We start from the raw sequence: 14,568 nt of genomic DNA on the forward strand, positions 1-14,568 counted from the left end.
CTGTGGGAGCGGGCGTGCCCGCGAAGAGGCCAGCAAGACAAACACTCAACCCCAGGGCAAATCCTCTTGTCATTGTGATTGGATCATTCGCCCAGGTAGGCCTTCTTCACCTGGTCGTCATGCAACAAGGTCTTGGCACAGCCTTCCAGGCTGATACGGCCGCCATCGATCACGTAGGCGCGCTGACAGGTCTGCAGCGCCAGGCGGGCGTTCTGCTCCACCAGCAGTAGCGTTACCCCGCCCTTGACCACTTCGACGATGGTTTCGAAAATCTTCTGCACGATGATCGGCGCCAACCCCATGGAGGGCTCGTCCAGCAACAATAGCTTGGGCCGCCCCATCAGTGCCCGTGAAATGGCCAGCATCTGCTGCTCGCCACCCGACATGGTGCCGGCCAGCTGAAAGGCACGTTCTTTCAAACGCGGAAAGATACCGTACATGCGTTCGATGTCAGCACCGATGGCGTCCTTGCCGTCGCGCCGACTGAAGGCCCCCATCTCGAGGTTTTCGTGCACCGTCAGCTTGGGGAAAATGCCCCGCCCTTCCGGCACCAGCGCCAGCCCCTCGCGGATCAGGTCATGGCCCTTGATCGCCGCGTGCGCCTTGCCATCGAAGGTGATGCTGCCGGCGCTGGGCTTCAGCAAGCCGGCCAAGGTTTTCAGGGTGGTGGTCTTGCCGGCGCCATTGGCGCCGATCAGCGCCACCATCTCACCCTCGCCCACCGTCAGGTCGATGCCCTTGATGGCCTGGATAGCCCCGTAGCTGACCTTCAGGTCACTCACTTGCAGGATGTTTTTCATGCCACTGCCTCTGCACCCAGGTAGGCCTCGATCACGCGTGGATCCTTGCGCACGTCGGCCGGCAGGCCGTCGGCGATCTTGCGGCCGAATTCCAGTACGGTGATGTGGTCGCAAAGGCCCATCACCAGCTTCACGTCGTGCTCGATCAACAACACTGTCTTGCCATCCGCCTTCATCTTGCACATCAGCTGGCGCAAGCCTTCGGTTTCCGAAGCGTTCATCCCCGCCGCCGGTTCGTCGAGCGCAATCAGCTTTGGCTCGGTGGCCAGCGCCCGAGCGATTTCCAGGCGGCGCTGGTCGCCGTAGGACAGGCTCTTGGCCAGTTCACCGGCCAAGTGGCCGATGCCGACGTAGTTCAGCCAGTAACGCGCGGCCTGGCGGATTTCCCGCTCTTCACGCACACAGGCCGGGGTACGCAGAATTGCGCCGAACACACCACTGCGGGTGCGTACGTGGCGGCCGATCATCACGTTTTCCAGGGCGGTCATGTTGTGGAACAGGCGGATGTTCTGGAAGGTGCGGGAGATGCCTGCCTCCACCACCTTGTGCGGTTTGCTGATGCGCAGTGGCTTGCCGTCGAACATCACCCTGCCCTGCTCGGCCCGATACAGCCCAGTGAGCACGTTGAACAGCGTGGTCTTGCCGGCGCCATTGGGGCCCAGCAGGCCGCGGATCTCGCCGCGACGGATGCTCAGGTCAATGCCATGCAGGGCCTGCAGGCCACCGAAGAACTTGCTCACCTGATGCAGCTCGAGAAGGAAATCGCTCATGCCTTGTCCGCCTGTTTGATCGGGAGTTCGAAGGAGGCTTCGCTGGCCGGTCCATTGATTGCAGTGCTGAGCACCGCAGGCGCCGGCTCGGCTTCAGGGTCGTCATCGTGCAGTTCGGCACGGCGGCGACTGGACGGCCAGAGTCCTTCGGGGCGAAAACGCATCACCAGGATCAGCGCCAGGCCGAATACCAGCATGCGCAGGGTTGAGGCATCCAGCACGTTGCGCAGGATATCGCGACTGATGAAGGTGACGTTGTCCATCACCCACGGCTGGACCCAGTTGACCAGGTCGCGGAACAGTTCGGGCATCACCGACAGGATCAGCGCCCCCAGCACCACGCCCCGGATCGAGCCCATGCCGCCGAGCACCACCATGGCCAGGACCATGATCGACTCCATCAGGGTGAACGATTCGGGGCTGACGAAACCCTGGTAGCTGGAGAACAGCACACCGGACACCCCGCCAAAGGTCGCCCCCATGGCAAAGGCCAGCAGCTTGAGGTTGCGCTTGTTCAGGCCCATGGCCTCGGCCGCCACTTCGTCTTCGCGCAGGGCCATCCAGGCGCGGCCGATACGCGACACTTCCAGGCGCTTGGACAGCACGATGCAGAGGATGACGACGAACAGGAAGAACAGGTAGTAGCTGATCACCGGCGACACGGGCAGGCCGAACAGGCTCCAGCTTTGCTGCAGCGACAGCACCGGCGTTGCCCCGGCACCTGGCGCGTGCGCCCATGCCCCGAAGTCGACGTGCAGCGGGGCAATGTTGCTGATGCCCTGGGGACCGTTGGTGAGGTTCACCGGCTGGTCCAGGTTGTTCATGAAGATGCGAATGATCTCGCCGAAGCCCAGGGTGACGATGGCCAGGTAATCGCCGCGCAACTTGAGTACCGGCGCACCGATCAGCACCCCGCAAATGGCCGCAGCCACGGCAGCCAACGGGATGATCACCCACACCGGCCAGTCCAGCACAGCCTCAAGCAGGCCGGCCATTTGCAGGTGGGGCGAAGCCAGCAGTGCATACAGGTAGGCACCAATGGCGTAGAAGCCGATGTAGCCCATGTCGAGCAGGCCGGCATAACCGATGACAATGTTCAGTCCCAACGCCAGCAGCACGTAGAGCATGGCAAAGCCAAGAATGCGCACCCAGGTAGCGCCCAGCATGGGAATGGCCTCGACCAGGAACGGCAAGGCGATGAAGCCGAGAATCAACAACAGGTACTGGGTCTTGAGGTTTTTCATGACTGCCTCCTCACGCCCGGTCAGCCTGGCGTTCGCCAAGCAGCCCATTGGGCCGGAACAGCAACACCAGGATCAGCACCGCAAAGGCGAAGATGTCCTGGTAGTTGGCCCCCAGGAAGCCGCCCGTCAACTGCCCGGTGTAGCCTGCCGCCAGCGATTCGATCAGCCCCAGCAACAGGCCACCGGCCATGGCCCCGAACAGGTTGCCGATACCACCAAGCACCGCTGCGGAGAATGCTTTCAGGCCCAGCAGCAGGCCCATGTAGGCATCGGCCTGGCCGTAGTTGATGGCGCGCATTACCCCGGCGATGGCACCCAGGCTGGCGCCAATCAGGAAGGTGGCGCTGATCACCCGATTGATGTTGATGCCCATCAGCCCGGCCACTTCCTGATTCTGCGCGGTGGCGCGCATGGCTTTGCCCAGGCGAGTCTTGTCCACCAATAGCCACAAGCCAAGCATGATCACCACGGCAACCAGCATGATCGAGAGCTGCACGTTGGTGACAGTGGCGCCGAACACGTCCACGGGCCGCGTCTCTACCACTTCAGGGAAGGTCTTGTAGCCGCGCCCCCAGATCATCATCGCCAGGTTCTGCAAGGCGATGGAGATGCCGATGGCAAGGATCAGCGGGGTCAGCCGCGGGGCTTTGCGCAAGGGCCGATAGGCGTACTTTTCCATGCCCTGGGCCAGCAGCATGCACACCACCGCAGCAGCCATGATTGCCAGCAGCAACGTGATGACGCCAGGGGCAAAGCCGGCGCCAGCGAGCATTGTCAGTACCGAAATGGTGACCATGGCGCCGATCATCACCACCTCGCCGTGGGCGAAGTTGATCAGGCCGATGATGCCGTAGACCATGGTGTAGCCCAAGGCTACCAGGGCATAGATGCTGCCCAGCACCAGGCCGTTAAAGACCTGTTGCAACAAGATATCGAAATTACCGTCCACGCGCTGAATCCTCGAAACTGCGTTGTCGTCGGCGCGCGGCGGCTCAGCGCCACACGCCGACTGGCCTGGCAGGTGGGAAAAGTCTTCTTGTTATGTCGCAGGCGTGCGCCCGCTTGTTATGGGGTGAAACTCAGTCGCGCTCGACCGACAAGGTTTTCCAGCCACCTTCGGCGAACTGGAACACGGTGGCAGCCGGGTTCTTCAGGTTGCCCTTGTCATCGAAGGCGATGGTGCCGGTGACGCCGTCATAGCTCTGGCTCTTGAGCACTGGCAGATACACTTTGGGGTCGTCGGAGCCGGCCTTGACCATGGCGTTGATCGCGGCCCAGGTGGCGTCATACGCAGCGGGCGACGACTGCACCACACCCACGCCGAACTTGTCCTTGAGCTTCTGTTCGAAGGCTGCCCCTTTGGGCATGTCCAGCAGCGGCGTGCCATAGTTCCAGGCATAGGTACCTTCGGCGGCGCTGCCAGCCATCTGCTTGAACGAGTCATTGGGCAGGTTGCCGATGTTCATGAAGCGCGCCTTCAGGCCCAGGTTTTTCATCTGCTTGGCCATGGGTGCGGCCTGGTAGTCGAGTGCCGCGAAGAACACCGCGTCGGCCTTTTGCGCCTTGGCAGTGGTGAGGATGGCGTTGAAATCGGTGGACTTGTCGTTGGTGTACTCACGCACCACCACATTGCCGCCAGCCGCCTTGACCGCCCTGGTCACCTCGTCGGCCAGGCCTTGGCCATAGGCGGTGCGGTCATCGAAGATGGCGATGCGCTGGGCCTTGAGCTGGCTGACCAGGTAGTTGCCGGCGTAGCGGCCCAGGGTGGCGTCGTCGTTGACCGTGCGAAACACCGAAGGGATGCCCTGCTGGGTCAAGGTGGGGTTGGTGGCCGAGGGCGAGATCTGCGGGATGCCGGCGGCGGCGTAGATCTTCGAAGCCGGGATGCTGGTGCCGGAGTTGTAGTGGCCGATCACCACCGCCACTTTCGAGTCCACCAGGCGTTGCGCCACCGCCGTGCCCGTGCGTGGGTCGGCGACATCGTCCTCGGAGACCAGTTTGAACTGGGCCACCTTGTCACCGATTTTCAGTTGCTGCTGGTTGGCCTCTTCTACGGCAATCTGAATGCCATGCTCGACGTCCTGTCCCTGGTGCGCCGAAGGGCCGGTCAGGGGGCCGGCGAAGCCGATCCTGACAACTTCACTGTCTGCTGCGTTTGCCGTCCCCATGGCCATCAGCAATGTTACCGCGGTCGCGAGGGCTGTACGCCCTCCCTTGTTGTTATTCATGCTCAGCTCCCAGTAGTGATTGGACGAACCTCGACATCGCTTACCGCATGCGAAATGGCCGGAACGCCATCGCACTTGTAAGATAACAGTCAGCAGGCAACTGTCAATGGGTGTATGCTACGCGAGCAGGTAAAATAATTTTCCCGGCGACGAGATCTGCGTGGTCAAGAAGTGAGGCATCAGACGAGCTAGTAAGATGTTTGATAACATATGCCGACAACATCACCGCTGGTTGGCTACGGATCCCGCCGCAAGGGGCATGAGGGCTGCGCGCAACCTGCCGGAGAATCAACCGTGATGAGCCAATCAGTTTCAGGAGCAACCCTTCTATGAATGCGTCGTTAGGCACGCGTCGCGCCAATCTGGCGGAAATCGTGATCCAGGAGCTTTCCAGCCGGATCGACACTGGCACCTACGGCCCGGGCGACAAGCTGCCGTCCGAACAAGCGCTGTGCAAAGAGTTCAACGTCAGCCGCCCGGTCATCCGCGAAGCGGTGGCCTCGCTGCGCCTGGGCGGGCGCCTGGTTGCCCGTCAAGGTGTGGGCGTATTCGTGGTCGAGCAGGATGTGAAACGCATCGGCTTTGCCATCGACAGCGTGGTCGATGACGTACGCGCTGCGGCGCAGATCCTTGAATTGCGCCTGGGGATCGAGGCGGAATCGGTGGCCCGCGCCGCCGAGCGCCGCAGCCCGGCCAGCATGGCGGCGATCACCGAGGCGTTCGACCGCTTCAACTCGCTGGACGGTGCCACGCAGGAAGAGGAAGCCAAGGCCGACTTCGAATTCCACCTGGCGATTGCACGGGCCACCAACAACCCGCATTTCACGCAATTGCTGGAAGCGCTGGGGCCGGACATCATCCTTGACCTGAACCTCAAACATGGCCAAGTAACCGGCAAGAACCGCCAGGCACACATCAAGAAAATTGCCCGCGAGCACGGGGCAATCCTGTCAGCGATCAGCATGGGCGATGTGGCCAGCGCACGTACGGCGCTGCGCAAGCACCTGGAAGAAAGCCTGTCGCGCTACCAGCGGCTGCTCGACAGCAAGGCCTGATCGTAACCCTGTGTCGGCCTCTTCGCGGGTAAACCCGCTCCCACAGTGACCGCACGGCCTTCAAATCATGCGCCGTACCTGTGGGAAATTTCCACAGGGGCCATGCAGATCTTGAGAGCTGTGCAGTACCTGTGGGAGCGGGTTTGCCCGCAAAGAGGCCGGTACAGGCAACCTCAGAGCCTCAGGAATGCCTTAAAGCCCAAGGCACACATACTTGAGTTCCAGGTAATCCTCGATCCCGTAGCGTGACCCCTCCCTGCCCAACCCCGAGGCCTTCACCCCGCCAAACGGCGCCACTTCAGTCGCCACCACGCCGACGTTGACCCCGACCATGCCGTACTCCAGCGCTTCCGTCACCCGCCAGATGCGCCCGACATCCCGGGCATACAGGTAGCAGGCCAGGCCGAACTCGGTGTCGTTGGCCTGGGCAATCACTTCCTCCTCACTGCAGAAGCGGAAGATCGGCGCCACCGGCCCGAAAATTTCCTCGCGCGCCACGCGCATGTCCGGCGTCACATCCGCCAGCAAGGTCGGCTCGAAGAAGGCCTCGCCCATGGCGTGCCGACGCCCTCCCGCCACCACCCGCGCACCGGCCTCCACAGCTTCGCCGACCAGCCGTTCGACACCATTGGCCGCACGCCCGTCGATCATCGGGCCGACCTGTGTACCTGGTGCATCGCCCTGCCCGACGACCAGCTCACCCACGCGCTCGGCAAAGCGCGCCACGAAGCGCTCGTAGATGCCGTCCTGGATATAGAAGCGGTTGGCGCACACGCAGGTCTGCCCGCTGTTGCGGAACTTGGCGATCAGCGCGCCTTCCACCGCTTTTTCCAGGTCGGCATCGTCGAACACGATGAACGGAGCGTTGCCGCCCAGCTCCATGGTCACCTTCTTCACCGTTGCCGCCGACTGCCGCAGCAACTGGATGCCGATGGGGGTCGAGCCGGTGAACGACAACTTGCGCACCACCGGGCTGGCCGTCAGCTCGCCGCCAATGGCCGCCGAATCGCCGGTCACCACGCTAAGCACACCCACCGGGATACCGGCACGCTCGGCCAGCACGCACAGTGCCAGCGCGCTGAACGGGGTTTGCGAAGCGGGCTTGAGCACCAACGTGCAGCCCGCCGCCAAAGCCGGCGCCGCCTTGCGGGTGATCATCGCCGCCGGGAAGTTCCAAGGTGTAATCGCCGCACACACACCAATCGGTTCCTTGGTCACGATCAAGCGCCGATCAGCGTTCGGCGAAGGAATCACATCGCCATAGATGCGTTTGCCTTCCTCGGCATAGAACTCCACATAAGCGGCGGCAAAGGCAATCTCGCCACGGGATTCGGCCAGGGGCTTGCCCTGCTCGGCGGTCATGATGCGCGCCAGGTCTTCCTGATGAGCGAGGATTTCGCGGAACCAGGCCTGCAGCCGGGCGGCACGCTCCTTGGCAGTCAGCGCCCGCCACGCTGGCAAGGCGCACTCGGCAGCCGCGATGGCACGGCGGGTTTCTTCTGCCCCCATCCGCGGCACGTGGCCCAGCACTTGGCCGGTGGCCGGGTTGGTCACGGCAATGCGCTGGCCGCTGTCAGCCGCCAGCCATTTTCCATCGATATAGCAAACTTCACGCAGCAGATCACGATCGGCAAGTTTCATGTCGATTGGCTCGTTCGGATAATGAAAAAAGGTGGGGCCGGACCGCGCCCCACCCGAGGTGAATCAGCGCTTGGCTTGCAGGGCCTTGTCGCGAATCTGGCTGAGGGTCATGCGCGGGGTCAGGGCTTCGGGGTCGACCTGCACTTCGATCAGCGCCGGCTTGCCGGATACTTGGCAACGCTCGAAAGCGGCAGCGAAGTCCTCGGTACGGGTAACGGTTTCACCGTGCAGCCCATAGGCGCGCGCCAGGGCGGCAAAGTCCGGGTTGTGCAGTTCGGTGCCGGACACCCGCCCAGGATAGGTGCGCTCCTGGTGCATGCGGATGGTGCCGTACATGCCGTTGTTGACCACCACGGTGATCACCCGTGCGTCGTAGTGCGCCGCAGTGGCCAGTTCCTGGCCATTCATCAGGAAACAACCGTCACCGGCAAACGCCACCACCGTGCGCTGCGGGTAGGTCAGCTTGGCCGCCACTGCCGCCGGCACGCCGTAGCCCATCGAGCCGTTGGTAGGCCCGAGCAGCGTGCGGAATACACGGTGCTGGTAGCCACGGTGCACCCAGCCGGTGTAGTTGCCGGCACCACAGGTGAGGATGCTGTCGGCCGGCAGGGTCTTGTTCAGCCAGGCGATCACTTCGCTCATCTGCACATCACCCGGCGAGCGCGGTGTTTCGAAGTTGCCGCGGTAGCCGCTGTTCAGGCTGGCGACCCAGTCGGCGAATTCCGCCGGACGCACCGCCTGCAAGGCAGCGGCCTGGGCCAGGAAGCTGCCGGGGCCGGCATTGATGCCCAGGGTCGGCTGGTAAACGCGGCCGATCTCCTCGGCGCTGGCATGTACATGCACCAGCGCCTGCTTTGGCGTTGGAATGTCGACCAGCGCATATCCGCCCGTGGTCATCTCACCCAGGCGGGCACCCACCACAATCAACAGGTCAGACTGCTTTACCGCATCGACCAACACCGGGCCGGCAGCCAGGCCCAGGTCACCGGCATAGTGCGGGTCGGTGTTGTCGAACAGGTCCTGGCAGCGGAACGACGCCGCCAGTGGCACGTTCTGCGCCTGCACGAAGCGCTTCAGGTCGGCCACCGCCTGGTCATTCCAGCCACCGCCACCGGCAATCACCAGTGGCCGCTGGGCCTTGGCCAGCAGCGCCTGCAACTCGCCCAGTGCCTGGGGCGCCGGAGCAGCCTCGACACGCTGGGCCGGGCGCGCATCGGCGACCTGCACCAGGTCGGTGAGCATGTCTTCTGGCAGCGCGATTACCACCGGACCAGGGCGGCCACTGATGGCGCGCTGGAAAGCCTGGTTGACCAGTTCGGGAATGCGCGCGGCATCGTCGATCTGCACCACCCACTTGGCCATCTGGCCGAACATGCGCCGGTAGTCCACTTCCTGGAAGGCTTCGCGTTCGATCTGGTCACGGGCCACCTGGCCGATGAACAGCAGCATCGGCGTGGAGTCCTGGAACGCGGTGTGCACGCCCACCGAGGCGTTGGTGGCACCTGGGCCGCGGGTGACGAAGCAGATGCCTGGCTGGCCTGTCAGCTTGCCGTAGGCCTCGGCCATGTAGGCAGCACCGCCCTCCTGGCGGCAGACGATCAGGTCGATCTCATCCTGCACATCGTGTAGCGCATCGAGCACTGCCAGGTAGCTTTCACCTGGCACGCAGAACGCACGCTCGACACCATTCACCCGCAGGGCATCGACCAGTACCTGGCCGCCACTGCGCTTCACTTCGGAGTTGCTCATTGTTGTTCTCCCTCATGCGCTGCGGTCAGATGACCGAATCTTCCAGGAACGGCTTGTTGTCGATCACCCGCTGGTAACTCAGCGCGCTCAGGTCGAGCGAGCGGTAGCCGCCATAGGTGATCAATTCGGACAGCCCCCGACCAATGGCCGGTGCCTGCTGCAGCCCATGCCCGCTGAAGCCATTGCAGAACAGGAAGTTGTTCACCTCGTTATGCGGGCCAACGATGGCGTTGTGGTCCAGCACGCAGAAGTCGTAGTGCCCGGCCCAGAAGTTGACCACCTTGATGCCTTCGAACGCCGGCACCCGCTCAGCGAGGATCGGCCACACCTCTTCGTCGAACTCTTCGTGCAGCACATCGAAATCTTCGAAGTCCACTTCCGGGTCGTTTTTCGGGTAGGTACCGCCCAGGTAGAACTTGCCTTCGGGGCGGAAGAACACCCCGGTCGGGTCGATGGTCAGGGGCACGGTGCCTTCCAGCGGGGTACGGCAATCGAACACGAACAGCGAGCGGCGGCGCGGCTCGACCGGGATATCCAGGCCGGCCATGTGCGCCACCTTGGTACCGCGGGTACCGGCACAGTTGACCAGCAGGCCGCAGCCGATGCGCTCTCCGCTGGCCAGTTGCACGCCGGTAATCCGGTCGCCTTCACGCTGGACACTCACCACTTCGTTCTCGATGTACTCGATGCCCATCGAGCGCGCCTTGCGGCGGAAGCCGTTGAGCATGCCCAGGCTGTCGAACCAGCCTTCGCCGCTACGCCCGTAGCTGGCACCGGCGAGGCTGTCGATGTTCACCCAAGGGAATGTGCGCTGCAGCTGCTCGGGGTCGAGCAAGTGCACGTCAGCGCCGTGGGATACCTGGGTATCGTGCAGGCGGCGCAGCACTTCGTAGCCTTTGTCATCACCCAGAAACAGGTAGCCGTTCTCGTGGAAGGCCAGGTCCGGGCGATCGCCATCTACCTCCATCACTTCGGGGAAGCTGCGCACGAACTCGGCACCGAATCTGGAAATTTCGATGTTGATCGGGTTGGAGAACTGCTGGCGGATCGAGCTGCTCGACAGCGCGGTGGCCGACTTGTTGTAGGTCCAGTCGCGCTCGATGACCAGTACCGAACCGTTGAAGTCCGGGTTGTTGGCCAGGAAGTAGGCGGTGGCGCTGCCGTTGACCGCGCCACCGACGATCACCACATCGTAATTCTGTTGTTTAGCGGTGGAAGCCATGGAATTAGCTCTCTTCTGATGTTGCGATATACAAGATTCACACTCGCCACGCGGGCTTCTTTTACCCGCACCGGCCTCTTCGCGGGTAAACCCGCTCCCACAATGGGCCGCGCTGTCCCTGTGGCAGACGAGGCGATTATTTCGGGTCTTCGAAGTGCCCGGCGCCGGCGAAGTTGCCGCCGTGGTAGCGCGCGGCCGGTTCGTTCGGATCCAGTGGCGGGTGCTCGGCCAGCACCTTGTCACGGTAGTCGTCGGCGCTGTCCTTGGGCACGTAACCGATGGACGAAGCCAGGCGGTTGTCCCACAGGCTTTCGCGGTTGGCCGACATGCCGTAGACGATCATGTGCCCGACCCGCGGCGCCAGCAGCGAGCGCTCGGTGAGCTGGGCGAAGTCGTCGAACGACAGCCAGGTAGCGAGCATCCGCCGGTCCAGTGGCTCAGGGAACGACGAGCCGATGCGCAGGTTGACCGACTCGATGGCGAACTTGTCCCAGTAATAGCGGCCCAGGTCCTCGGCGAAGCACTTGCTGACGCCATACAGGCTGTCGGGGCGGTGCGCGGCGGTTGCGTCGATGGTTTCGGTGCGGTCGTAGAAACCGATGGCGTGGTTGGAGCTGGTGTACACCACACGCTTGACGCCATTGCGCCGTGCCGCTTCGTAGATGTTGTAGGTGCCAACGATGTTACCGTTGAGGATCTTGTCGAAGGTGTCCTCCACGGGTACGCCACCCGCATGCACGATGGCGTCGACGCCTTCAGTCAGCGGCAGCACATCGTTGAAATTGGCCAGGTCGCAACGCACCAGCTGTTCATGCGGCGCAGCGTGGCCCATCTCGGCGATGTCGGTCAGGCGCAGCTCGTCGGCGAAGGCGGCCAGGTGCTTGCGCAGCACGCTGCCAAGGCGTCCGGCGGCGCCGGTGATCAGCAGTCGTTTGAAAGGCTTGCTCATGTCTTACCTCGAATGCTTGGTGGGGTCAGGACAGCGCCGCGAACGCATCGCGCAACTGCCCCAGGGCTTGTTCCAGTTCCTGCCGCGACGTGGCGAACGACAGACGAATGTAGGGCTCAAGGCCAAACGCCGAACCCGGGACGGTCGCGACCTTGCCAACGCGCAGCAGGTAGGCCGAAAGGTCGGCATCGTTACAAATGACCTGGCCATCGGGGGTGCGCTTGCCAATGAAGGCACTGACGTCAGGGAAGGCATAAAACGCGCCCTGTGGCATCTGCAATTGCAGGCCCGGGATCTGCGCCAACCCCTGTACCACCAGCGCGCCACGCGCCTGGTACTCGCGGTTGGCTTCGCGCACGAAGTTCTGCGGCCCGTTCAGCGCCGCCACGGCCGCCAGCTGCGAAATGCTCGACGGGCAGGTGGTGGTCTGCGATTGGGTCTTGTTCATCGCCACCACCAGGTCTTTTGGCCCGGCGGCGTAGCCAAGCCGGTAGCCGGTCATGGCATAGGCCTTGGACACACCGTTGATCAGCAAGGTGCGCTCACGCAACTGCGGGCAAGCCGTGACGAAGGACACGAACGGCTGATCGCCCAGCACGATGTGCTCGTAGATCTCGTCAGAGATGATCAGCACGCTCGGGTGCCGCTCCAGCACCTTGCCCAACGCAGCAAACTCTTCTTGGGTGAAAATCGCACCGCTCGGGTTGTTCGGCGAGTTGAGCATCACCCAACGGGTGCGTGGGGTGATGGCAGCTTCCAGCTGTTCGGGCTTGAGCTTGAAGCCCTGCTGCGCGCTGCACGGGATGACCTTTGGCACGCCACCATTGAGCAGGGCCATGTCGGTATAAGACACCCAGTACGGCGCCGGGGTGATTACCTCGTCACCCGACTCGAGCGTAGCGAGGAAGGCATTGAACAACAGTTGCTTGGCACCATTGCCCACGCAGATTTCGTCCAGGCCATAGACCAGATCGTTTTCCCGGGCAAACTTGTCGACGATGGCCTGGCGCAACACTTCAAGGCCATTGGGCCCGGTGTAGTGGTTGTTGCCCGCGCGCATTGCCTGGTACGCGGCCTCGATAACGTGAGCCGGCACGTTGTAGTCTGGCTCGCCAAGGGCCAGGTTGATGACCGGTTCGCCCTGGGCCAGCATCTGCTTGGCCAGTACCGACACCGCCATGCTTGGCGAGCTTTTTACCGCACGCACGCGGCTGCTTTGCACGTCCATTTTCTAGCGCTCCTGGGCGGCGTCGAAGCCGTAGTCGTTGCGTGCCTGTTCGGCGCTGATGTAGCCCGCACGCACATCGCGTTCAACCTGTCTGGGGTCGCGCTGGCGCGGGTCACCGTAGCCACCACCACCGGGCAGGCGCAGCACCAGGCGACGCTCGGCAGGCACGAACTGCTGGCCCTTGCCGCGCAGCAGGCTGCCATCGTCCAGGCCGACAAAACCTTCGGCGCCCGCTTTGCCACCCTCCAGGCCGCGTGCCGCGTACTGGATACGGTCGAACATGGCACTGAAGCGGAAGCTGTAACCCTCGGCCGCCGACACTTCGATCTCCTGGCCCAGGCCGCCGCGCAACTGGCCGGCGCCACCAGAGCCTTCACGCAGCTCCTTGCGCCACACCACCACCGGGCCAGCATGCTCGGTGGCTTCCACCGGCATGGTGTGCACGCCGCTGGGGAACGCCGTGGCACTGAGGCCATCCATGGCCGAACGGGCACCCATGCCGCCACTGTTGAACATCAGCATCTCGGCATTCCGGCCAGTCGGGTTGCTTTCCAGCGGGCGCACGCTCAGGTGCAGGTTCCACAAGGCACTGGCGCCCTCGGCCGGCACTTTGCCGGGCAGGCACTTGTGCAGTGCGCCAAGCACCAGGTCGGGCACGAAATGGCCCAGCACATGGCGCACCGACACCGGCGCCGGGTGCTTGGCGTTGAGGATGCAGCCTTCCGGCGCAGTGACCTCGAACGGCGCCAACGATGCAGTGTTGTTCGGGATTTCCGGCGCGACGATGCATTTGAGGCCATAGCAAGCATAGGCCTTGGCGTAGCCCAGCGGCACGTTGATGCCGAACTGGCTCATGCCCGAAGTGCCGGTGAAATCGCTCTTGATGCCGTCGGAGCCAACAGTGAGGGTCACCACCAGGGTCACCGGCACGTCGTAGCCATCCAGGGTCATGCTGTTGGTGTAGGTACCGTGGGGCAACGACTTGAAGCATTCAAGGGTAGCGCGGCGGCTGTGCTCCAGGATGAAGCCACCGATGTGTTCCAGGTCGTCCAGCTTGAACTCTTCGAGCATGTCCAGCAGGCGTTTGTGACCGGTCTCGTTGCACGCCGACAGCGCATAGAAGTCGCCCACTACGCGGTCGTTCTCGCGCACGTTGTTGCGCAGGATGTTGATCAGGTCGCGGTTGACCTTGCCGCGCTCGAACAGCTTCATGATCGGGATGAAAAGCCCTTCCTCGTACACCTCGCGGGCATCGGGGCCAAAACCGCGGCCACCGATGTCCACCACGTGGGCGGTACTGGCGAAGTAGCCGATCAGCCTGCCTTTGTAGAACGACGGCGAAACGATGGTGATGTCGTGCAGGTGGCCGGTACCCTTCCACGGGTCGTTGGTCACGTACACATCGCCTTCGAAGATGTTGTCTTCGCCGATGTCGTTGATGAAGTGCACCACCGCCTCGGCCATGGTATTGACGTGGCCCGGGGTACCGGTGACTGCCTGGGCCAGCATGTTGCCGGCACGGTCGAACACCCCCGCAGACAGGTCGCCGGCTTCACGTACGCTGGTGGAAAACGCGGTGCGGATCAGGGTCAGCGCCTGCTCTTCGACCACCGAGACCAGGCGGTTCCACATCACCTGCATTTGAATGTCGATCAAAGTATCGCTCATGGTTCTGGCTTCCG

At 63.2% G+C, this 14,568-nt stretch carries 12 protein-coding genes; 1 reads left to right on the top strand and 11 read right to left on the bottom strand.

From position 1 onward, the window contains the following. Positions 1-83: 83 nt before the first annotated feature. From CKW35_RS06350 to CKW35_RS06370, 5 genes are all read right to left on the bottom strand, one after another. Positions 84-800 (bottom strand): ABC transporter ATP-binding protein, encoded by a 717-nt coding sequence (locus CKW35_RS06350; RefSeq protein ID WP_016487587.1) that lies wholly within the window; start codon positions 798-800, stop codon positions 84-86. Continuing rightward, positions 797-1,570, bottom strand: a complete 774-nt coding sequence (locus CKW35_RS06355; protein ID WP_016487588.1) for an ABC transporter ATP-binding protein — start codon at positions 1,568-1,570, stop codon at positions 797-799. Before CKW35_RS06355 ends, CKW35_RS06350 begins: the two co-directional genes overlap by 4 nt. After that, positions 1,567-2,814, bottom strand: coding sequence for a leucine/isoleucine/valine transporter permease subunit (locus CKW35_RS06360; RefSeq protein WP_023047821.1), 1,248 nt, complete (start codon positions 2,812-2,814; stop codon positions 1,567-1,569). Before CKW35_RS06360 ends, CKW35_RS06355 begins: the two co-directional genes overlap by 4 nt. A 10-nt stretch (positions 2,815-2,824) precedes the next feature. Continuing rightward, positions 2,825-3,763: a branched-chain amino acid ABC transporter permease gene (locus CKW35_RS06365; RefSeq protein ID WP_095115465.1), complete on the bottom strand. Its 939-nt coding sequence runs from the start codon at positions 3,761-3,763 to the stop codon at positions 2,825-2,827. Positions 3,764-3,893: 130 nt separating this feature from the next. Continuing rightward, complete coding sequence (locus CKW35_RS06370) at positions 3,894-5,042, bottom strand: branched-chain amino acid ABC transporter substrate-binding protein (RefSeq protein WP_024717576.1); 1,149 nt, start codon at positions 5,040-5,042, stop codon at positions 3,894-3,896. A gap of 329 nt (positions 5,043-5,371) precedes the next feature. Here CKW35_RS06370 and CKW35_RS06375 point away from each other — a divergent pair, with 329 nt between their 5' ends. Further along, a complete protein-coding gene (locus tag CKW35_RS06375) occupies positions 5,372-6,097 on the top strand; it encodes a FadR/GntR family transcriptional regulator (RefSeq protein WP_016487592.1) in 726 nt (241 codons plus the stop codon). A 192-nt stretch (positions 6,098-6,289) separates the two neighbouring features. Here the strand turns inward: CKW35_RS06375 and CKW35_RS06380 are convergent, their stop codons facing one another. From CKW35_RS06380 to CKW35_RS06405, 6 genes are all read right to left on the bottom strand, one after another. Next, on the bottom strand, positions 6,290-7,738 hold the full coding sequence (locus CKW35_RS06380; protein ID WP_177434960.1) for an NAD-dependent succinate-semialdehyde dehydrogenase: 1,449 nt from the start codon (positions 7,736-7,738) through the stop codon (positions 6,290-6,292). Between the two features lie 63 nt (positions 7,739-7,801). Beyond that, positions 7,802-9,487: a thiamine pyrophosphate-binding protein gene (locus tag CKW35_RS06385; RefSeq protein WP_016487594.1), complete on the bottom strand. Its 1,686-nt coding sequence runs from the start codon at positions 9,485-9,487 to the stop codon at positions 7,802-7,804. A gap of 25 nt (positions 9,488-9,512) precedes the next feature. Beyond that, entirely contained in the window at positions 9,513-10,709 is a 1,197-nt protein-coding gene (locus tag CKW35_RS06390; protein ID WP_095115469.1) for an FAD-binding oxidoreductase, read from the bottom strand. Positions 10,710-10,845: 136 nt separating this feature from the next. After that, entirely contained in the window at positions 10,846-11,658 is an 813-nt protein-coding gene (locus CKW35_RS06395; protein ID WP_016487596.1) for an NAD(P)-dependent oxidoreductase, read from the bottom strand. A gap of 25 nt (positions 11,659-11,683) precedes the next feature. Next, the gene (locus CKW35_RS06400) at positions 11,684-12,886 is read right to left on the bottom strand and encodes a pyridoxal phosphate-dependent aminotransferase (protein WP_095115471.1); all 1,203 of its coding nucleotides are present in this window, start codon (positions 12,884-12,886) and stop codon (positions 11,684-11,686) included. A gap of 3 nt (positions 12,887-12,889) precedes the next feature. Next, positions 12,890-14,554 (bottom strand): hydantoinase B/oxoprolinase family protein, encoded by a 1,665-nt coding sequence (locus CKW35_RS06405; RefSeq protein ID WP_016487598.1) that lies wholly within the window; start codon positions 14,552-14,554, stop codon positions 12,890-12,892. Positions 14,555-14,568 lie beyond the last annotated feature (14 nt).

It is taken from the genome of Pseudomonas sp. Irchel 3F3 (genome assembly GCF_900187545.1).
Lineage (GTDB): Bacteria > Pseudomonadota > Gammaproteobacteria > Pseudomonadales > Pseudomonadaceae > Aquipseudomonas > Aquipseudomonas fortuita.